Genomic DNA, 21165 nt, shown 5'->3' on the forward strand with positions numbered 1-21165 from the left:
AAAGAAACAAGGATTCCCTGCGATTTTTTCCGGCTATCGACGCTCAATGTTCTCAGGAAGCTATGCCGACAACGGCAGCGACAAGCACAAGAACCTGAAGCAGGGCAATGAGGGCATAACTCCTGTTCTTCCCGGCGAAAAAAACAGGAATGACGGCAACAAGACAGATCATGGCCGCCATCGAAAGAAAGATAATTGATATGAAGCTGAGTACATCTCCGTGCAGGGGATCCTGCACCCATGACCAGCCTGAGGGCACCGAAAGGACGTGATTCATTTCACTTGCCCTGAGATGCCAGTGGGAGGCGACCGCTTCGACGGAAACCGTAAGCGGCAGCAGCCTTAAAACATAGGAGAGAAAACCTGCGGCGATCAGCACCATACCGGTATGCGAAACGACGTCGAGAACGGCGGCATAGACAAGCTGCGCCCTGTCGATCTCAGGTTTATGCTGACCGTCTGTGTTGCTCATAATCCCAATCCTTTTGTTATTGAACGAAGACCGGCAATGACCATCATGATGATCACAATGATGCGAACCGAACCGGTGTTGACTTTCGAGAGAATTCTGGCACCGATCTTCGAGCCGAGCATCACGCCGCCGACTGCGGGAACTGCGATCAGGGGAAGAACGGCTCCTTTATAGATATAGATCCATGCAGCTGCCGCGCCGTTCATCGAGAGAACCAGCCCACTTGTCGCAACGGCAATCTTGAGGGGCGCGCCCATGAGGAGATTGAGCACCGGCACGTTGGCCCAGCCGGCGCCCATGCCGAACATGCCCCCGATAAAACCGATAAAGAAAAAGAGCACCAGCCCCAGAGGCGTCCGATGCACCTTCCAGTTGATGGTTTTGTCGATAGTCGGTTCATAATAGCTGCCGGAAATGCCCAGTGCCCTGGCGATCACATCGGACTCTCCGACTTCAGGATAACCGGATTTTCCGGCTTTCATCATGATCACCGCAATGGCGATGATCGCTATGCCAAGCAAAAGCTGCACACTGTCGGCGGACATCCTGAGTCCGACAATCGCTCCTGCAACGGAGCTGATGGATCCAATAAGGGAGAGCGGAAGGCTGAGCTTCAGATCGGCAAGCCCTTTTCTCAGCAGTGAGGGGCCTGCCGAAAGAGCGCCGGAAAGCGCGACCAGGAGCCCGGCACCGCGAACGAAATCGAGATGGAAAGGAAAGAAGCTGCTGACAATAGGCACAAAAAGCACCCCGCCGCCCACGCCGGCAAGAACGGAAACTATGCCGAGAAAAAATGAAAAGATGAAAAGCAGCAGTACCCAGATCCACCATGAGGTTTCGCCGCCTGCCGGTAACGATGCGGCTGCGGCTGCGGCTTCCGGAGCAAGGACAAGCGGCATGGCTGTCAGCAGAACGGCTGCAAGGAACCACCAGATTTTTTTACCGTCCACTCTTGTCATGTGCCATGCGTCAAAGGATTGATGGATTGATATCGACCGTATCTGCCGGCAGGGTATTACCGGCAGACAGGCGTCAAGGGGGTCTGTTCTTTTCAGAAACTAGGCGATATAGTAGGTTTTCTCGTCGGGCCTGAAAGGGCGGTTGAGCCAGAGCGGACGGCGCAGGCCGCCGGGACCGGGAGCCGGCCTCGTCATGGCGAGCCACTCCCTGTAAATCTGGAATGAACGGTCGGTATCGACAAACACGTCGCCATACCGGTCGTCATCGTGCGCCTTCTCGATGCGCACCTTCTGATGCCAGCAGTGCATGCCGCTGATCGGGTCGGGGTGCACCGGGAAGGTGATGTTCTGATGAACGCCGCCGTCAGACCAGAAAATTCTCGACGAGTCTGCATCGCTGCTCTCGTATGGCTGGATGTTCTCTTCGACGCGCATCTTCCATTTGCCGTCCCCCTCTCTGGAGATGTTGACCTTGTTGGCGGCCCAGCGGTTGCCTTCGGGGTCCTGTTCGCGGCGCCACCGTCCGATGTGGTGGGAACAGGCGACCACTCCCGGACGTATCCCTTCGGTCACCCAGGCGCGGTTCACGAAAAAGCCGATGTCGGTGTTCACCCTGATCAGGTCGCCGTTGGCGATGCCGAGCGCCGCTCCGTCGGTAGCGTTGATCCAGACGGGATTGCGGTGGGCGATTTCGGCAAGCCATTTGGCGTTGCCCGAGCGGGAGTGGATCAGTACCGGCAGGCGGAAGGTCGGCACCAGCACGAACTCTCCGTTTTTGTGGTCCATGGTCTCCTCATGGATGTGGCTCCTGATGTAGCCCGGCAGGCGGTATTCCGGCCACTTCCAGTCGACCATGGTGCCGGAGTAGAACTCCTGCTTTTTCGAAGGGGTGGGAAACCCGGTACAGGAACGACCGGCAACCTCCACGCCCACGGCCTTGCCGTTCTTGACGATCAGTCCGCTCTGCGGCTCCACCGATGCGCCGTCGAGATCGGCCTGAGGTACGGCTTTTTCGTTCACGTTGTAGACGTTGCTTTCGACCTCGAACGCACCGTATTTCTGCATGTAGTCGAACGGAGTGATCCCTTCGGCTGCCGCCTTCTCCGGAAGGCCTGCCGTATGCTCGAAGATATAGCGGTAATACTCATCGATGGTTATTTTCTCTCCCGGCCTGTAGGGAGACATGCAGTACTGGCGGATGCCGAGGCTGCCGTCGGGGTCGATGCGCCAGGTCAGTTCGATCCAGAATTCATCCTCTTCCCAGACTTCGCCGGGGTTGGCCTCCCAGGTGTGGGTCACCGGTTTGCCCATTCTTCTCAGGGCAGTGCGCAGCACCGGCTGGCGGAAAGCGAGCCATTTGCCTGCGTGGGTTTCGTAGCTGAGCAGGTCGTGCCGTTCGGCCGAGTGGCCCATCGGCAGCACATAGTCGGCAAAATAGGCGGTCTCGCTCCACGTTGGCGTGAGCGCGGCGTGCAGGCCGATTTTCGATTCGTCCTCCAGCGCCTCGATCCACGAGAAGCCGTCGGGATAGGTCCATACCGGGTTGAACACCCTGGTGAAATAAACATCGAGCTTGCCCCGTCCCTCCTTGAGGAAATGGGGGAGCAGGAAACTCATCTCGAAGTGCGCGAGCGGATATTCGTCGGGCAGATGGAGCGGATTCCAGAAGGTCTGCGGTTTGGGTTCGGCATGCACATGAGGCTTGAATTTGTTCCATGCGCTCGGAGAGGTGCCTCCGGGCGTTCCGACGCTGCCGGTCAGCACGTTCAGAAAGTGCAGCGTGCGCGACACGGCCCAGCCGCCGAGATTGCCGCTGCTGGCGCTGCGCCAGACATGGGTGGAGAACTGCGAGCCCGCCTCGCCGATCCTGCGGGCGACCTCGACGATCATGGATGCGTCCACGCCGCTCTCTTTCGAAGCGTATTCGGGGGTGTAGTGGGCGTACTCCTTTTTCAGCGCCTCGATGAAATTTTCGAAGGTCACCGGGGTTCCGGGATATTCCGCCTGGAGATACTCCTGCCAGTTCACCCAGTTTTCCAGATAGGTCCGGTTGTAGAGCCCTTCGTCGATGATCACCTTCGCCATGGCGAGCAGGATGGCCGGCTCGCTGCCTGGATAGCTCGGCATCCAGTAATCGGACATGCTTGCGGTATTGGAAAGCCTGGGGTCGAGCACGGCCAGCTTCGCACCTTTCATGCGGGCCTCGATGATGCGCTGGGAATGCGGGTTGAAATAGTGGCCCGATTCAAGATGGGCGCTGACCAGAAGAATGAATTTCGCGTTGGCATGATCGGGAGAGGGACGGTCGAACCCTTCCCATATGGCGTAACCGAAACGCGCTCCCGAAGAACAGACGTTGGTATGGCTGTTGTGGCCGTCTACGTTCCACGCCCGCAGCACCCACTCCATGAACCCGTCGTGTCCCGGACGTCCTACATGGTAGGAGATTTCGTTGTTGCGGCCCTCCATGATTGCCTTGCGCATCCGTCCGGCGATATCGTCGAGGACGCTGTCCCAGCTGACCCGTTCCCATTTGCCGTCGCCTCGCTTTCCTGCGCGTTTCATGGGATAGAGCACCCTGTCGGTATCCTGAATCTGGTTGAGCGTTGCCGGGCCCTTGGCGCAGTTCCTGCCGCGGCTGGCCGGATGATAGGGGTTGCCGGTCAGTTTGCGGATCTCCATGGTCTCCTTGTCGACATAGGCGAGAAGTCCGCACCCCGCTTCGCAGTTGAAACAGGCGGTCGGCACCAGCATGTACTCTTTCGTCTTGCGTTCGGGCCAGCTTTTCGAGTCGTATTCGACCCAGTTGTCCCACTGTGCGGGAGGCGGGCAGCTTATCTCGGCGCCCTCTTCTGCGGCCCGAAGCGCCCTGGGGCCATCGTCCTCCCGGTGCAGATCGGGAACAAGGTGGAGCTTTTCAGCAATGGACTCTATGACTGTCGGTTTATGGGTATAGCTCATGGTAAACTCCGGCACATGGTTAACTTAAGGGAATTCTCTGCGGGGCCTGAACCCAGACTTTTTCCGTGTAGAACACACCGCACAGTCCCAGAAGGGCCGCTGCGGCAAGCATCAGCGGATCGGATGAAAAAAGCGTAACGAGAAGGGGCAGCAGGTTGCCGCCAAGAAAACTGCCTGCCCAGAACTGGTTCTTCAGGCTCCCCTCACGGATGATTTCCGCCGCGCGCTCAGCCCCTGCGGAAGGGTGCTGTCCGTACAGTTCGAGCAGCATGATGACGATATGCAGCCCGAAGCCTGCCGTCAGCAGCTGACGGAGCAGCCCGAGAAGTTCCGACGGGCTTCCGGCGCCGAGCCCGAGCAGAAGCATGGCCGAGCCGCCGGCAAGCAGGGAGTTCAGAAGCATATGCAGCAGCAGCATGGGGCTCTGCCAGAAATCGCGCCCTTTTGCGGCGCCGAACAGAAACGCCGTATAGATGGCCGTCACCAGGGCGAAAAGCGCGCCGCCCCAGAGCGCGGCGGTTTCAAGTGCGGGAATCTGCAGGAGATGCGATACTCCCCACAGGGCAAGAAACGCACCGTAACCGGTAATGGTAAGCCCGCCCCTGACAAGCCATGAGCCGAACTGCGGACGCAGCATCACCGACGAAAAGCGGTCGGGACGATCGAGATCCTTGATGAGAAAGCCTCCGGTAAGGGCCAGAAAAAGCAGCGAAACCGCCCAGGCCGACCACTGCAGGGTTGGGGCAAGCTCCATGCGGAAAACGGCGAGCAGGGCGGCAAAAACAAGAAACACTCCGGACGAGACCGCCTTGGCCGTCACATATGCCGGAACCTCCCAGCCCCAGACTGCGCCTTTCGACGGAATATCATAAACGCGGCGGGCTTTCGGGCCGGCCGTGGCGGATGCATGGGCGGGTTTTTCGATTCCCGGTGCGCTTTTTCCCTTTCCGGCAAAATGACCCACGCCTCTTGACTGGGCACTCCAGTGGTATTCCTCCTGCAGGGGAGCCTCCATGGGATCGAGCGACGCACCGTCGCCATTGATATAGAACAGCTTGGGCGAAGTCCCCTTCTCGGGCTTGCGCACGACGGTACGTTCGCAGGCAACCAGCGTGGCGATTTTGCTTGAGGGATCATCGAGATCGCCCGAAACGATTGCCTGCTGCGGACAGACCGCCACGCAGGCCGGCTGGAGGCCAACCTCCCTGCGATGGGCGCAGTAGTTGCACTTTGCCGAGGTATGGGTATCGGGATCGATATAGAGCGCATTGTAAGGGCAGGCCTGGGCGCATGCCTTGCATCCTATGCAGCGGCGGCTGTCGAAATCCACGATGCCGTCCGGACGTTTCTGCAGCGCCTCGACAGGACAGATAGCCACACATGGCGGCTCGGCGCAGTGGTTGCAGCGCAAAACGGTAAAGTAGCGCCGGGTATCGGGGAAGGCGCCCTTTTCCACATATTTCACCCAGGTACGGTTCACTCCGAGAGGAACCTCGTTTTCGGACTTGCAGGCAACCGTGCATGCATGGCATCCGATACATTTCCGGGCATCGATAACAAAGCCGTAGTTCATGAACTGATCTGGTCTGATTGAGAGAGAACCCACCCGGCAGGCCCATCCGCAGGCAGCCCTGCCTTCTGAAAAATCAGGGTCGGGGTGGTAATGCAGCAAGGCATGCATACGCTCCCGTACATGAACCTTCTCCTCTTAAGGGTCATGCAGGAGGCCACATGCCGCAAGCATCTCCGGCAGGATTCCACCCCGACCTAATGACACACCGCCGACATTCGCCAGTGCGGTATGCGTCAACTTTTTTCCGGCATTACAGGATAACTCACCGCCTTCACCTGAGGGATCATTGGTGTCATGACCTCCTCTATCCCGATGAGAACGGGGGCCCGGCATACCGCACCGTATGTGCGCCCTGAGCGAGCGCCAGACAAGTGTATTATTATATAACTGAATGGTTATATAATAATACACAGTACCCATACTCCCAAATTAAATCTGTATTTCAGGAACTTTTTTTATTACGACCCTTATACCAACTACCCCCATTTCAAACAATGACTTAACCCTTGCTTCCGGAGAAGCTTCGGGTGCCGTTTTTCAAAAAAAAAGCCCAGGAATGGATTTTTTTCGCCGATGAAGCCTATTTTCCTTTCTTGACGCGGGTCAATGCATAACGCAGTGCAGCCGCACGACTGGATCACCAACCATGAAAAACACGCAAGCCATGAGCGCTCATATCTATAAAAAAATTGAAATCGTCGGATCTTCGGAAACCAGCATCGAGGATGCAGTGAAAAATGCCGTCGCAAAAGCCGCTGAATCGGTAAGAAATATCCGCTGGGTCGAAATTGTCGAAACCCGCTGTCACGTCGAGAACCAGAAAGTCGCCTACTGGCAGGTTACCGTAAAAATCGGTTTTACGCTCGACGAAAACTGAGCGCTTCCCCGGAAAAGCCACACCAGCGGAAAGTGCGCCTCATGGGCGCACTTTCCGCTGGCTGTCTTCAATGAACTTCACGATGCTCCGATCCCATGTTTTTTCCGCCTCCGGGCTGAAACAGCATGCCGGAAGCTGCTCTTTCGAGCGGTGATAGGCAATGCACTCGCAGCAGATCCCCTTGCGGGGACACGGTTCGTAGGTGCAGTTGCATCGGAAGAGGTTCTCCGGGTGTCGGCAGTCCATTGTTATTGCTGCTGGTGTTGATGATGGTATCTGTAAAGAAAGGTAACAGAAAAACACCCTGACCCGCTACAGCTCATGCGCATAATTCAGTGACCAGTTGAGCTGGCCGTGACTGATTTCAAGACCGTCGGCATTTGTTCGGGTAACCTCCGGAGCCCAGGCCAGGGCCGCCGAAACCGAAGCGCGATCGGAAACCCTGTAGCCGAATCCGGCGGTATAATGGTTTTCGGTGATGGCCGGAAACAGTGGATTGAGCCATGCATCGGGTACGGGGTTCGAAGCGAAACTCGCACCGCCCCTGAGAGCAAGCCTGTCTGTTGCCCTGTACTGAACGCCAACTGAAAAAACCGTCTGATCCTTCCAGTTCTGCAGCATCTCCACATCGAGCTTCTGCCCGGCAAATGGCCCGTTGGAAACGGAGTTGTCGGCTATAAAGGTCGTTGAAAATTTCTCCATTACCGACGACCAGTCGATGTGCTTGACGTCGGCGGAAATCATCCACCGTTCTGCAGGGTAGAGGGCTACGCCCGCGGCGAACGTGGCCGGCCACTCGAAATTGCGGACCTTGATGGTGCCTTTCACCGAAACGGGATTGGCCATGCTGAACGCATCACCTGTTCCGGAAAAAGAGAGCACGGCGTTCGAGGTTTCGAGATCGGAGATCCGTGTCTGCGAGTGATAGCTGCCTCCCACCGTAAGCAGTTTGCTGAACCGGTGGGTAAAACCCACCTTGAACCCGGTGCCGCAACCTGTCGCGTCACCAAGAAAGGGACTGTCGTTGGAGAAGTCGTAGCGGACATAGTCGATATCGCTCACCATACCCGAACCGATCATTCCGCCAAGCGTACTGAACATCGATCCTCCCACAGAACCGCCTCGGCCCTGCATGGCCATGGCTCCGAAATGCGCTCCGTCCATATCCATCCGCAGATCCATGCTCGCCCAGAGAAAATCCAGAGATACTCCGATGACGGTATTTTCCGTAAGGTTATATGCCACAGGAAACATCAGACGTCCCACTCCCACCTCGGAGCGGATATCCTGACCGCTCAGGGGAACCCCTGGATTGCCCCCCATGGAATTCCCTCTGCTGAAAATCGGGGAATTTTCGCCGTACTCCGTACCCATTCCACCCTGAGCGAGAACGGCAAACCCCCAGGTTATTTTTCCGTCTTTGCGCATATAGGAGAGCGATGGCATGTAATATGCGTCCCCGTCCGATCCGGCCATCATGCCCGGCGTCTGAAGGTTTACGTCCGGATGAAGGCCGCGGATCCCGACTCCGAGTTCCGAAGAACCCTCCTGTCTCAGGCCAAGGGTTGCAGGGTTGTTCGTGACCCCTGAATTCCCGGTATCGTAGGCCGTGCTTGTCCCGCCGAGCGCATGGGATTTCGCGCCGTACCCTTCGAGGTTCATGCCGTTCGTGGCAAAAGCTGTGGATGTGGCTGACAGGAGCGCCAGAAGCGTCATCCCGCTAATTGTTTTTTGATGCATACGCTGTTGCGGTTACATGGTTAATGCAGATAAAGGCGCCAAAAACCCGCAGCTACCGCGCAACTGACTGAGGATTGCGGATGCACGGCACTCCGGAGAGGAGGGACGAAACGCGGTACATCGGGGTATACGGGAAAAGGAGCGAACAGGAAGAATAAACTATATAAATATATAGTTATATATAAATAATAAAAATATCCGAACTACGGAAGGAAAAAAAGAAGGGGCGCCAGCGGAACGGAAATCCGAGGATGAACCCTGAGGGCGCGTCCCGAGGCTGAACGACCGAAGGGAAGGAGAGGGAATGACAAAAAAAAGGTGCGCAGGAGAGACCTGCGCACCGGCAAGAAGGAAGAAACGATGGTCAATTATCGACGGAGTAGCTCTCTGAAGCCAGATACCAGTGCTCGGGCGACATCCAGAGCGTCGAGAGCATCAGTTCCCTGATGTGGGAGAACTCTTTGGGAAGCCGGTCATAAATGATTTCGAAAAGCTCCTCATGGGAAAGCAGCTCTTTTTTCCAGGCTTCGCGGTCGACCGACATGAGCTTTGAAAACTTTTCCGGGGTCATTTCCTCAAGGCCTTCCCAGTCGAGCGCTTCGTACTTCGGCATCCAGCCAAGCGGGCTCTCCACCGCACCGGCCCGTCCGTGCACGCGGTCGACAATCCACTTCAGTACCCGCATGTTCTCTCCGAATCCGGGCCAGAGGAATTTTCCGTTCTCGTCCTTGCGGAACCAGTTGACGCCGAATATTCTCGGCAGTTCGGAAAGCGTCCTGCCTACATGGAGCCAGTGGTTGAAATAATCGCCCATGTGATAGCCGCAGAACGGCAGCATGGCGAAGGGATCGCGGCGGACTTCGCCGACTTTTCCGGCGGCCGCAGCGGTTTTTTCGGAACCCATGGTGGCTGCGAGGTAAACACCGGAATTCCAGTTTGCGGACTGGTAGACAAGCGGCACGGTATCCCTGCGGCGACCTCCGAAGATAAAGGCGCTGACCGGAACGCCGGCAGGATTCTCCCAGTCGGCATCAAGAACGGGACACTGGCTGGCCGGAGAGGTGAAACGGGCATTGGGATGTGCCGCCGGACGTCCGCAGCCGGGCGTCCAGGGTTTTCCCTGCCAGTCGATCAGCTCCGGAGGAGCCGTGTCGGTCATCTCTTCCCACCATACATCGCCGTCGGGGGTGAGGGCGACATTGGTGAAAATACAGTTCTTCTCGAGCGTCGCCATGGCATTCGGGTTCGATTTGTTCGAGGTGCCGGGAGCGACGCCGAAAAAGCCGTATTCGGGGTTGATTGCGTAGAGCCGTCCGTCGGAGGCGGGCTTGATCCAGGCGATATCGTCACCGATGGTGGTCACCTTCCATCCTTCATACGATTCCGGAGGAATCAGCATGGCGAAGTTGGTTTTACCGCAGGCGCTCGGGAATGCCGCCGCGACATAGGTCTTCTGGCCGTCGGGAGATTCGACGCCGAGAATGAGCATGTGCTCGGCGAGCCACCCTTCATCGCGGGCCATCGAGGAGGCGATGCGCAGGGCAAAGCACTTTTTGCCGAGCAGGGCGTTGCCGCCGTAACCGCTGCCGAACGAGATGATGGAACGCTCTTCAGGAAAATGGACAATGTATTTCTGTTCGTTGCACGGCCACGGCACATCCTGCTGTCCCGGCTGAAGCGGGGCTCCGACCGAGTGCAGGCAGGGAACGAACTCACCGTCGTCGCCGAGCACGTCGAGCACCCTGCTGCCCATTCTGGTCATGATGCGCATGTTGGTGACAACATAGGGCGAATCGGTGATTTCCACGCCGATATGGGCGATCGGAGAACCGAGAGGGCCCATGCTGAAGGGAATGACATACATGGTACGGCCCTGCATGCAGCCGTCGAAAAGTCCGCGAAGCGTCGCCTTCATCTCTTTGGGAGCCACCCAGTTGTTGGTGGGACCGGCGTCCTGACGACGGATGCTGCAGATATAGGTGCGGTCCTCAACCCTGGCGACGTCGCTCGGATCGGAACGGCAGAGAAAACTGTTCGGGCGTTTTTCGTCCGAAAGCCTGATGAAGGTGCCGCTCTCCACCATCTGCTGGCAGAGGGTATCGTACTCCTCCTGACTTCCGTCGCACCAGCAGACGGTATCCGGCCGACAGAGATCGGCGGTCTCCTGCACCCACTGGAGCAGTTTCGGGTTTTTCACAGAACCCGGGGGATTGATCGGCATAGCACTCATTATCGTCCTTGTTTTATGGCGGGTTTAAAAAAAAAGTCCGCAGTCACCCTGACTGCGGACATGCAAATAAAACTGTATGAACCGGATGTACACGTTCGGCCTGCAACACCGGATTCGGAATACTGGGAATCATACCGGTACGGTTACTTGACGGCTTTGACTGGCCTGAGTGCATCGAGAATCATTTTCTCGAAAACAGCCTTGCTTCGGGCTCCTGAAACAATCTGGACAATGCGCCCCGACCGGTTGACGACAAAACTGGTTGGAATGGAACGTATGCCGCCTTCGACATACCGCCCATAGGCCCCGACCAGCTTCTGATCTGCCATGACCACGGGGTAACTGATGCCGTTGCTCTTCATGAAGCTCTTTATGGTCTCGTCACTTTCGTTTACCGCCACGCCGACAAAGGTGAACCCTTTGGCTTTATAGGTATTCTGAAGCTGGACCATATCAGGAATTTCAGACCTGCACGGCGGACACCACGAAGCAAAGAAGTTCACGATATAAGCCTTTCCTGCAAGCTGGCGGGAAGAAACCGTTTTTCCGTCCATGCCGACGGCTGAAAATGCCGGAGCAAGGGGCGCCTGAGCCGCACCGGCTGAGCAAGTCATGAACAGCACCATCAGGGCCGCCGCAAAAACAGCCGGGCCTGAGAGCGCTCTTTTCACCATCTGCATTGTACCTGCGATCATTATCGTATCGTTTTCAATCGTTAAAAGTGCAAATATACATTTCTGACTCCTTTTAATATACAATTCCTGCGTTTTTTAAAAGGCGCTTGCTTCGCCTGATTAATCTTTGCTATTCAATGATAAATAAACTATATTTCGGCTTTATTTTTGAAATGGCCAACGCCACCTTAGCTCAGCTGGTAGAGCAACTGTTTCGTAAATAGTAGGTCGTGGGTTCGAGTCCCGCAGGTGGCTCGCATCCGGAAAATATCGCGTAATCGCCTTAAAAAAACGTGATACACCGCATTTCTCAAGAGCCGTTACCGGATAATCCTAACGTTTGATTTCACCATAAAATCCTATCCACACTGTCACTATGCAAGAAGGTAAGATTTCCCAGATCATCGGTCCTGTTGTTGACGTAGATTTTCCTGAAGGACAACTCCCGTCGATTCTGGATGCACTTTACATTGTCCGGCCCGACGGCTCCAGGCTGGTTCTCGAAACCCAGCAGCATCTCGGAGAAGAACGCGTCCGTACGGTTGCCATGGAAAGCACCGACGGCCTGGTCAGAGGCATCAGCGTCGTCAACACGGGCAAATCCATTCAGGTTCCTGTCGGCTCCGAAGTCCTCGGACGGATGCTCAACGTCGTAGGCGACCCTATCGACGGCAAAGGCCCGGTCGAAACAAAAAAAACCTACTCGATCCACCGCTCCGCTCCGAAGTTCGAAGACCTTTCGACCAAAGCCGAGATGTTTGAAACCGGCATCAAGGTCATCGATCTTCTCGAACCGTACTCAAGGGGTGGAAAAACCGGTCTTTTCGGTGGTGCCGGCGTCGGCAAAACCGTGCTCATCATGGAGCTGATCAACAACATCGCCAAACAGCAGTCCGGCTTCAGCGTATTCGCCGGTGTCGGTGAGCGTACCCGCGAAGGAAACGATCTCTATCATGAAATGATGGAGTCCGGCGTTATCGAAAAAACCGCACTCGTGTTCGGCCAGATGAACGAGCCTCCCGGAGCCCGTCAGCGGGTTGCACTGACCGGCCTGAGCATTGCAGAATACTTCCGTGATGAGGAAAACCGCGACGTGCTTCTCTTCATCGACAACATTTTCCGGTTCACCCAGGCAGGTTCCGAGGTATCCGCGCTTCTCGGACGCATGCCGAGCGCCGTGGGCTATCAGCCGACCCTCGCGACCGAGATGGGCGAACTCCAGGACAGGATCACCTCGACAAAGAACGGTTCCGTCACCTCTGTTCAGGCCATCTATGTTCCTGCGGATGACCTTACCGATCCGGCTCCTGCAACCGCGTTCGCCCACCTCGATGCAACGACGGTGCTTTCGCGTTCCATTGCAGAGCTCGGCATCTATCCGGCTGTCGATCCTCTCGACTCGACATCGCGCATTCTCGACCCGAACATCGTCGGCGACGACCACTACAACACCGCCCAGGCCGTCAAGCAGATCCTGCAGCGCTACAAGGATCTTCAGGACATCATCGCCATTCTCGGTATGGACGAGCTCAGCGACGAGGACAAGCTTGTCGTGTCAAGGGCAAGAAAAGTGCAGCGCTTCCTTTCACAGCCGTTTTTCGTCGCGGAGGCCTTCACCGGTCTTGCCGGCAAGTACGTCAAACTCGAAGAGACCATCAAGGGCTTCAAGGAGATCATTGCAGGCAAACACGACAATCTGCCTGAAAATGCCTTCTACCTTGTCGGCACCATCGAGGAAGCTGTTGAAAAAGCAAAAACCCTGTAATAACCTCTGATTAATCATGGCGACTACCGACAAAGGGTTTGAAATCGACATTGTAACGCCGCAGAAACTTTTCTTTTCCGGAGAGGTCACGAGCGTTACGGCGCCAGGACAGGACGGCCTCTTTCAGGTCATGAAAAACCATGCGCCTCTGCTTTCCGCCCTGAAAAGCGGCAAGGTGAAAATCGTGCTGGCCGACAAGAGCGAAAAAAGCTTTACCGTGGCAGACGGTTTTTTTGAGGTGAGCGGCAACAAGGCTATTCTGCTTACCGAAAATATTGCCTGATTTCATCTCAATCGTAAAAAAACATCAGCAGCGTAAAACCTGCTGATGTTTTTTGCTTGTATGAAAACGCTTGTACCGAAAGCCCTGCGCAGGGGAGACACCATCGGGCTCATATCTCCCTCATCACACTGCTCCTTCCCCGACAGAATCCAGCAGGCGGTAACCTATCTCGAAAAAAACGGCTACCGGGTAAAACCCTCGATCCATCTCAACCGTATCGATACCGATCCGGCCATCGCCGACGAAGAGAAGCTGCAGGATCTGCACGGCATGTTCGGCGACCCTTCGGTCGCAGCGATCATCTGCCTGAGAGGGGGAGCCGGCTCCTACCGGCTGCTGAAAAAAATAGATTACGGCCTCATTGCCGCAAATCCCAAAATCCTTGTAGGCTATTCAGACATCACCGCCCTGTCGCTGGCGATCTTTTCAAAAACAGGGATGATCAGTTTTTCCGGACCGATGCTTGCAACGGAACTGCACGGGCCGACCGCCTATACCGAAGAGCATTTCTGGGGCATGCTCACCTCTCCGGCCTATGCGCTTTCGCTCCTGAACCATGAGAGTCATCCGGTAACCTGCGTCAGGGAAGGATGCGCTGAAGGACGGCTGATCGGAGGAAACCTTTCCGTGCTGTCGTCGATGATCGGCACGCCCTATCTTCCTCCGTTCAGGGATACCCTGCTCTTCATCGAGGACATCAACGAACCGGCATACCGTATCGACAGAATGCTGTCGCATCTCGGCAATGCCGGCCTTCTGGCAGAAAGCCGCGGCATCCTGCTCGGCCAGTTCACGGGCGAACCGGAAAGAAACGGCGAGAATATACGGCTTGAGAAAATTTTCGATTACTACTGCCAGCATGCCCACCCGGAAGGTCCCGTCATGCGCGGGCTTTCGTACGGCCATATCTGCAACCTCATGACCATTCCGGTAGGAGCCCGCTACCGCATGGAGGTTTCAGCCTCGGCATTCAGCCTCAGGGCTCTCGAACCGGTAGTTCTTCAATAGATGTAGCTGTAATATCATGTCGAAACAGTGGACAGCGTCAGCTGAAAACCCGGAAACGCTTCAAAGCGAAAAAACAGCCGGTACCGCCGGACTGGACGCTTACCGCGTCGTACTCTTCAATGATGACGATCACTCTTTCGACGAGGTGATCTTTCAGATCATCAAGGCTGTGAACTGCAGCCGCTCGAAAGCCGAAAAACTCACCTGGGAAGTGCACCTCAAGGGCCGCACCGTGGTCTACGCCGGCCCTCTCGAACGCTGCATCTACGTCAGCGCCGTACTCGAAGAGATCTCCCTCAAAACCGAAATCCAGACCGGCTGAGGGCCACGCGACCGCCGGGAAAGCGAACGGTCACTGCAGCCCCGCCGCTGCGGTCGGCGGCGGAGAGCCATCGCCGCATCTTCCTGCGTCGCGGCGCTCCGATAACCTCGGTTTTATCCTGCTTGGTTTCTTATATTCAATGTTTTATCCTGTTGAACAGGCATACCGGCGTTTTTATTAAAACTTTTCGAACGAACGATGAGCAATTCCGAAGAGAAACGGGTGCAGAACACGAGTCTGGCTCCCGATAAAGTCATGCATAAACTGGTTTCGCTGGCCAAGCGCCGCGGGTTCATTTTTCCGTCGTCGGAGATCTACGGGGGGCTCTCCTCCTGCTTCGATTACGGCCCGCTCGGCAGCGAGATGAAGAAGAACATCAAGGATCTGTGGTGGAACGCGATGACCCGCCGCCAGGCAAACATCGTCGGCATAGACGCCTCGATCATGATGAACCCCACCGTGTGGGAAGCGTCCGGCCATGTTGCGAGCTTCAACGATCCAATGATCGACGACCGCACCACCAAGCGGCGCTACAGGGCGGATCATCTGATCGAGAACCATATCGAAAAACTGCGCCGAGACGGCAAAACGGAACAGGCCGACAGGGTACAGGCCGCCTACGAAGCTGTTTCCGCTGCTCCGGATGCGAACAGGGCGCTTTACGAGCTGATTATCGGCGAGGCGATCAAGGCGCCGGATACCGGATCGGGCGACTGGACCGAGGTGCGCCAGTTCAACCTGATGTTCCAGTGCAGCATGGGCGCCGTAGCCGACACGTCGGGCGTCGTCTACCTGCGCCCCGAGACCGCACAGGGCATTTTCGTGAACTTCCACAACGTGCGCGAATCGTCGCGCATGAAGGTGCCGTTCGGCATCGCGCAGATCGGCAAGGCCTTTCGAAACGAGATCGTGAAGGGCAATTTCATCTTTCGCATGGTGGAGTTCGAGCAGATGGAGATGCAGTATTTCGTCAAACCCGGCACGCAGCTCGAAGCTTTCGAGGCATGGAGAGAGCGGCGGTTTGCCTGGTACGTCAGCGATCTCGGCATCAGTCCCGAAAAACTGCACTGGTACAAACACGACAAACTGGCGCATTACGCAGACCTTGCCTACGACATCAAGTTCGAGTTCCCCTTCGGCATCGAGGAGATCGAGGGAATCCATTCGCGGACCGATTTCGACCTGAGCCAGCACCAGCAGTATTCGGGCAAGAACATGGAATATATCGACCAGGTAACCGGCGAGCGCTATTTACCCTACGTGGTTGAAACTTCCGCCGGATGCGACCGGCTCTTCCTCGCGCTGCTCTCGGATGCCTACAACGAAGATGTCGTCGACGGGGAACAGCGCGTCATGCTCAGGCTGTCGCCGAAGGTGGCGCCGGTAAAGGCTGCAGTACTGCCGCTCGTGAAAAAAGGAGAGATGGGAGAAAAAGCTGAACAGCTCCGCAGCGAGCTCTCGGCATCGTTCCTGGTGCAGTATGACGATGCGGCATCCATCGGCAAGCGCTATCGCCGCCAGGATGAGATCGGCACCCCGTTCTGCTTCACCGTCGATCATCAGACGCTGGAAGACCAGACCGTGACCGTGCGCTATCGCGACACCGCAACCCAGGAGCGGATCGCCATGGCCGGCGCGAAGCTGTTTCTGGCCGAAAAACTCATGTAAAAAACCCTGTCAACCAATCCCGTTCCGAAATCATGCGTTACGATGTTGCTGTCATAGGAGGAGGACCCTCAGGCGCCGTTGCTGCCGCCGAGCTTGCCAGAGCCGGAATTTCGACGGTTCTCTTCGAACGGAATCTGGAGAATGTGAAACCCTGCGGCGGCGCCATTCCGCTGGGACTTATCGAAGAGTTCGCCATTCCCCCCGAACTGGTTGAAAAAAAGCTCTCCCATATGCGGGCCCGATCTCCGAAAGGACGGATCATCGAAATGAATATGCCGAACGGCTATGTCGGCATGGTGCGCCGGGAGAGATTCGATCGCCATCTGCGGGCCGAAGCCGCCCGTGCCGGAGCCACCGTCGTCGAAGCCCTGATGAAATCGATCAGGCCCTCGGGAGACGGATTTCTCATCTCCACCCTCAACGACAAGGCTGCTCCTGTGGAGGCCCGCTATATCATCGGGGCGGACGGAGCGAACTCGAAAACCGCAGATGAGCTGGGCTTTCCGCCAAACGAGCTCAAGGTGATCGCCATGCAGCAGCGCTTCAGATACACGCCTGCCATCGAGCAGTTCAGCGATATCGTGGAAATCTGGTTCGACGGGGAGGTTTCTCCCGATTTTTACGGATGGATTTTTCCCAAGGCCGACCACCTGGCCATCGGAACCGGAACGGAGGATAACCGGCACAACATCAAGGCGCTGCAGAAACGGTTCGTCGAAAAGATCGGAATCGCCGACCAGCCCTATCTTGATGAGGCGGCGAAAATACCCATGAAGCCCCGCAAATCGTTTTCGGGAGAGAAAGCCATTCTTGTCGGGGATGCTGCAGGGCTCGTCACGCCGGCAAACGGCGAGGGGATTTTTTTTGCCATGCGTTCCGGGAAGCTTGGGGCAGAGGCCATGATCGGGCACATCAAACAGGGCGCTCCGCTCTCGAACTACGAGACAGGGTTCCGCAGGCTCTATGCCCCGATTTTTTTCGGTCTGGAGGTGCTGCAGGCCGTCTATTACCGAAATGACCGCCTGAGGGAGAGCTTTGTTGCCATATGCGCCGACGACGACGTACAGCAGATCACCTTCGATTCCTATCTCTATAAAAAAATGGTCCCTGCTCCCTGGTCGACACAGATGAAAATCTTTTCCAAAAACATCTATCACCTGATAAAGGGAAGCTGACCTTCGGGAAAGCCGCCTGCATCATCATTATAGACCTTAACCGATCACGCCTATGGGCCATGCCTGGCTGGGGCTGCTCTCGCTGCCGAACTGGTTCATCCATCTTTCATCCTCACTGGAATGGGGCATGGCGGCACTCATGATGTACCGGTACGGACGGATCACCGGCCGTGCGGATATCCGGTTTTTCGGACTGTCGATGCTGCCTCACTGGTTCGGAAGCTTTTTCGTGCTCGCCTACCACATCACCACGGACAGCATCCCGCTGCTGCTGGATCTTTCGGAAACCATCAACCTGCTGGGCAGCATCTCGATGCTCTGGGCGACGCTGCGGATTCTCAAACGGAGCGTGCCATCACGGGCATCTGGCATCGTTGGCTGCATTGGCGCCGTCATGATTGCAGGCAAACCCCAGTCCTATATGGGCGACGATATTTTCGACGCGATTCTGCAGATTTCAAGTGTGGTCTACATCTCCTTTCTCGTCGCGATGATCATGGTTCGCAGGAAGGACCCTTCGGTATTTTCAGGACTGACGATAGCCGGGTTCTGGTTCGTTCTCGTGTTTATTGCCGTAACCGTCTTCTTCATGTTCCTTGCCACCGAGGTGCGGGGATTCCATTCGCTTTCGCATGACGACCTGCTGCACGGCTCGGCTGAGAGCCTGCTCACCGTCAGCAACCTCATGATCGTGCTCGGCATCCACCGGCAGACCAGATGGTACGAGGCGCGGATGAGAACCCTTTCAGGGCCTGAGCATTCGTGAATACGCTTTCGGATCGGCAAGCAGGGTGAGCGCTCTCTGAAAAACAGGATCATCCGAAAGTTCGGCCTTGCGGGATTCGGTTTCGTTGTAGTGGCGCATGATTTCAAGTTCGAGCAGCCGGGCCACCCGCCCTGATTCCCCTTCGATTTTTTTCCGCTTCAGATCCGCAAGTTCGAGTTTCAGCCCTTCGATGCTTTTCGGAGCGCCGATACCGCTTCCAGCCTGTTCGGTGCGGATACTCTCTTCCAGCTCACCGAGCCTGCGTTCGGGAGCGGAAGTGAAGGAAAACTTCTCCTGCCGGAGAAACCCGGCAAAAGCCTCCATGAGCGCCGCCTGCCCGATCGGCTTGTCGGGCGCTGCGGGGTGCTGTGCCCGGTAGTGTGCGGCAAACAGAAAGATCAGGCCTTTGCTGCGGAGTTCCTGTTCATATTCGGAGCGCTCGACGCCCTGCACCGTGACATCGGGAGCTATCCCCCCCCCGCCGTAGACCTTGCGTTTTCCTGTGGTGTAATAGACCGGCAACGCTTTAGGGTCGTGGTTTTTCCTGAGAACGTCGCGTACCGAAGCGCTGTCGCTGCGTGACTTCTGGATCAGACGACCCGAGGGCGTATAGTATTTTGCGGTAGTCAGCTTGAGGGTATTGTCGTACGGCAGCCTGACCACCGACTGCACCAGTCCCTTGCCGTAGGAGCGCTCCCCGAGCACAACGCCCCTGTCGAGGTCCTGTATGGCTCCCGACACGATTTCGGCGGCGGAAGCGCTCTCCCGGTTGATAAGCACGGCGAGCGGAAGCCCGGCGGCAAGCGGAAGCTGTTCCGTTTTATAGATTTTTTCCGATTCGGGCGTCCGGCCCCGAATGGTGACGACGGTACTTCCTTTCTCCACGAACAGCGAAGAGATTTCGACGGCTGCGGTGAGCAGGCCGCCTGGATTGCCCCGCAGATCGAAAACAAGCCCGTTCATCGGCTGCCGGTCGCCGGAGGCCTGACGCAGCAGTTTTTCCACGGCCTGACGAATGTCTTCGGTGGAGTGGCTGGTAAAACTTCCAAGCTCGATATAACCTGTTCTGCCGATAATGCCCGCATAGGAGACCGTGCTGACACGGACCTCCTCTCTGGAAAGCGACAGGACGCCCGGCGAACGCCCTCCCTCCCGTTCGATCTTCATGGTAAGGCTGGTTCCCGAGGTTCCCTTGATCATCTCCCTGATCTCATCGAGGGTTTTTCCCCGCACCGGACGGCTGTTGATCTGCACTATCCTGTCGCCGGTCCTGATACCGGCTTTTCCGGCGGGGTAGCCGTCGAGCACCGAGGTCACATAGATTTTACCGCTGAACCGGGCCATGCTGATTCCGATGCCGGTATACTGGCCGCTGGTAAGTTCGCCAAGCTCCTCCGACTGACTCTCATCGAGAAAAACCGTGTAGGGGTCGAGAGCCGCCAGCATGCCGTCGATAGCGGCATACATCAGGGCGCTGACGTCGAGAGGCTCGACATAGTTCGCAGAAAGCTCACGGTAGATGTCGCCGAAAAGATCGATTCCTCTGGCTATTTCCCGGAACTCGCTGTCCGGCTCTATCCGGGAACCCCCCGAAAGGGGAGCTGCCGGAACAAAGCTGAAAAGGAGTACCGTCGCCAGTCCGGCGAAGGCCCGTTTACAGAGTGATGGAGTTTTCATGAACCGGTATCTTTATTGATCGACCTTTTCTCCTTCAGTCCTCACAGCCTGCCTGCCCCGCTTCCGCCTGAAGGACTCCCGGGAGCAGCCCGGCACGGGATATGCCGGAACTGTTCTTCCTCCGATACCTGCTAACGCAGCGCCTGTTCGAGCGCAGTGGCGCTGTCGGTCCTTTCGTCGCGGTATTTTACGATAACCGGCGTGTAGAGCGAAAGGCCGTGTTCCGCTGCGAATTCGCCCCTGATCTTTCTCGATCCCGCCACAACGACCGCTCCCGCGGGGATCACCAGCGGACCTTCCGCGCTTTTGCGGTGGATGGTTCCGTTGACAAGATCGTAAACCGGAGTCGATCCGTTCAGGATCACTCCGGTACCGATAACGGCCCGATCCTGCACAATGGTGCCTTCGTAGATGCCGCAGTTGCCTCCAACCATGACATCATCCTCGATGATGACCGGCATGGCGCCTACCGGCTCAAGCACACCCCCGACCTGAACGCCGGCCGAGAGATGCACGTTTCTGCCGACCTGTGCGCAGCTGCCGACAAGAGCGTGGGAGTCGATCATGGTGCCGGCATCGACATAGGCGCCGACATTGACGTAAGCGGGGGGCATCATCACGACCGAGGGTGCCAGATAGGCGCCGTCACGAACGGACGAACCGCCGGGGACAATACGCACGTTATGCTCGAGGGTAATCGTTTTCAGAGGCCAGGTATCCTTGTCGATAAAGGAAAAATCGCCGAGGTTGCCGTCTGGAGCCACCGTGGCTTCGATCAGCCTGCCGAGACGCATACCGATCAGAATCCCCTGTTTGACCCACGAGTTCACAACCCATACTCCGTCTGTTTTTTCGGCTGCCCTGACGGCGCCGTCATTGAGCAGTTGCTTGAATTCCATGAAAATCCGCCGGGCGTCGGAGTTCGCTGCAAGCTCTGCAGAACCTGCGGATGAGAGTGAGAGAATATCCTTCTTCAACGATTCGTGTGATGATGACATGGCAACGGGTACGGTAA

General features: G+C 56.7%; 18 protein-coding genes and 1 tRNA gene. 9 read left to right on the forward strand and 10 right to left on the reverse strand.

Going from position 1 to position 21165, the window contains the following annotated elements; all coding sequences use genetic code 11:
- Positions 1 to 52: 52 nt before the first annotated feature.
- From WBP50_RS07505 to WBP50_RS07520, 4 genes are all read right to left on the reverse strand, one after another.
- Positions 53 to 472, reverse strand: a complete 420-nt coding sequence (locus WBP50_RS07505) for a DUF1634 domain-containing protein (protein WP_423932963.1) — start codon at positions 470 to 472, stop codon at positions 53 to 55.
- Positions 469 to 1431: a sulfite exporter TauE/SafE family protein gene (locus WBP50_RS07510; RefSeq protein ID WP_423932965.1), complete on the reverse strand. Its 963-nt coding sequence runs from the start codon at positions 1429 to 1431 to the stop codon at positions 469 to 471. Before WBP50_RS07510 ends, WBP50_RS07505 begins: the two co-directional genes overlap by 4 nt.
- 99 nt (positions 1432 to 1530) lie before the next feature.
- Positions 1531 to 4392 (reverse strand): molybdopterin-dependent oxidoreductase, encoded by a 2862-nt coding sequence (locus WBP50_RS07515; protein WP_423932967.1) that lies wholly within the window; start codon positions 4390 to 4392, stop codon positions 1531 to 1533.
- A 19-nt stretch (positions 4393 to 4411) separates the two neighbouring features.
- On the reverse strand, positions 4412 to 5965 hold the full coding sequence (locus WBP50_RS07520) for a 4Fe-4S dicluster domain-containing protein (protein ID WP_423932970.1): 1554 nt from the start codon (positions 5963 to 5965) through the stop codon (positions 4412 to 4414).
- Between the two features lie 664 nt (positions 5966 to 6629).
- Here WBP50_RS07520 and WBP50_RS07525 point away from each other — a divergent pair.
- Positions 6630 to 6842 (forward strand): dodecin, encoded by a 213-nt coding sequence (locus WBP50_RS07525; RefSeq protein ID WP_423933103.1) that lies wholly within the window; start codon positions 6630 to 6632, stop codon positions 6840 to 6842.
- A 39-nt stretch (positions 6843 to 6881) separates the two neighbouring features.
- Here the strand turns inward: WBP50_RS07525 and WBP50_RS07530 are convergent, their stop codons facing one another.
- The 4 genes from WBP50_RS07530 to WBP50_RS07545 form a co-directional block, all read right to left on the reverse strand.
- Positions 6882 to 7088, reverse strand: coding sequence for a DUF6485 family protein (locus WBP50_RS07530; protein WP_423932972.1), 207 nt, complete (start codon positions 7086 to 7088; stop codon positions 6882 to 6884).
- A gap of 66 nt (positions 7089 to 7154) precedes the next feature.
- Entirely contained in the window at positions 7155 to 8582 is a 1428-nt protein-coding gene (locus tag WBP50_RS07535) for an OmpP1/FadL family transporter (protein ID WP_423932975.1), read from the reverse strand.
- A gap of 364 nt (positions 8583 to 8946) precedes the next feature.
- The gene (locus WBP50_RS07540; protein WP_423932977.1) at positions 8947 to 10812 is read right to left on the reverse strand and encodes a phosphoenolpyruvate carboxykinase (GTP); all 1866 of its coding nucleotides are present in this window, start codon (positions 10810 to 10812) and stop codon (positions 8947 to 8949) included.
- 143 nt (positions 10813 to 10955) lie between these two features.
- On the reverse strand, positions 10956 to 11507 hold the full coding sequence (locus WBP50_RS07545; protein ID WP_423932980.1) for a TlpA family protein disulfide reductase: 552 nt from the start codon (positions 11505 to 11507) through the stop codon (positions 10956 to 10958).
- Positions 11508 to 11668: 161 nt separating this feature from the next.
- Here WBP50_RS07545 and WBP50_RS07550 point away from each other — a divergent pair.
- The 8 genes from WBP50_RS07550 to WBP50_RS07585 all read left to right on the forward strand — a co-directional run bounded on the left by WBP50_RS07550 (position 11669) and on the right by WBP50_RS07585 (position 18473).
- Positions 11669 to 11741 (forward strand) — tRNA-Thr (locus WBP50_RS07550).
- A gap of 121 nt (positions 11742 to 11862) precedes the next feature.
- Complete coding sequence (atpD, locus tag WBP50_RS07555; RefSeq protein ID WP_423932981.1) at positions 11863 to 13251, forward strand: F0F1 ATP synthase subunit beta; 1389 nt, start codon at positions 11863 to 11865, stop codon at positions 13249 to 13251.
- Between the two features lie 16 nt (positions 13252 to 13267).
- Positions 13268 to 13534 carry an ATP synthase F1 subunit epsilon gene (gene atpC / locus WBP50_RS07560; protein ID WP_423932983.1) on the forward strand — a complete coding sequence of 89 codons (267 nt, stop codon included), beginning with the start codon at positions 13268 to 13270 and terminating at the stop codon, positions 13532 to 13534.
- A 60-nt stretch (positions 13535 to 13594) separates the two neighbouring features.
- Positions 13595 to 14542, forward strand: coding sequence for a S66 peptidase family protein (locus WBP50_RS07565; RefSeq protein ID WP_423932984.1), 948 nt, complete (start codon positions 13595 to 13597; stop codon positions 14540 to 14542).
- 16 nt (positions 14543 to 14558) lie between these two features.
- On the forward strand, positions 14559 to 14864 hold the full coding sequence (locus tag WBP50_RS07570; RefSeq protein ID WP_423932987.1) for an ATP-dependent Clp protease adaptor ClpS: 306 nt from the start codon (positions 14559 to 14561) through the stop codon (positions 14862 to 14864).
- Between the two features lie 198 nt (positions 14865 to 15062).
- Positions 15063 to 16532: a glycine--tRNA ligase gene (locus WBP50_RS07575; RefSeq protein ID WP_423932990.1), complete on the forward strand. Its 1470-nt coding sequence runs from the start codon at positions 15063 to 15065 to the stop codon at positions 16530 to 16532.
- A gap of 32 nt (positions 16533 to 16564) precedes the next feature.
- Positions 16565 to 17707 carry a geranylgeranyl diphosphate reductase gene (locus tag WBP50_RS07580; protein ID WP_423932992.1) on the forward strand — a complete coding sequence of 381 codons (1143 nt, stop codon included), beginning with the start codon at positions 16565 to 16567 and terminating at the stop codon, positions 17705 to 17707.
- A 52-nt stretch (positions 17708 to 17759) separates the two neighbouring features.
- Entirely contained in the window at positions 17760 to 18473 is a 714-nt protein-coding gene (locus WBP50_RS07585; protein WP_423932994.1) for a DUF3593 domain-containing protein, read from the forward strand.
- Here WBP50_RS07585 and WBP50_RS07590 read toward each other — a convergent pair.
- Both WBP50_RS07590 and WBP50_RS07595 read right to left on the reverse strand, forming a co-directional pair.
- Positions 18453 to 20150 carry a S41 family peptidase gene (locus WBP50_RS07590; protein ID WP_423932996.1) on the reverse strand — a complete coding sequence of 566 codons (1698 nt, stop codon included), beginning with the start codon at positions 20148 to 20150 and terminating at the stop codon, positions 18453 to 18455. The genes WBP50_RS07585 and WBP50_RS07590 overlap by 21 nt on opposite strands.
- Before the next feature lie 131 nt (positions 20151 to 20281).
- A complete protein-coding gene (locus WBP50_RS07595; protein WP_423932999.1) occupies positions 20282 to 21148 on the reverse strand; it encodes a 2,3,4,5-tetrahydropyridine-2,6-dicarboxylate N-succinyltransferase in 867 nt (288 codons plus the stop codon).
- Positions 21149 to 21165 lie beyond the last annotated feature (17 nt).

The organism is Chlorobium sp., assembly GCF_049593655.1.
Classification (GTDB): Bacteria; Bacteroidota; Chlorobiia; order Chlorobiales; family Chlorobiaceae; genus Chlorobium.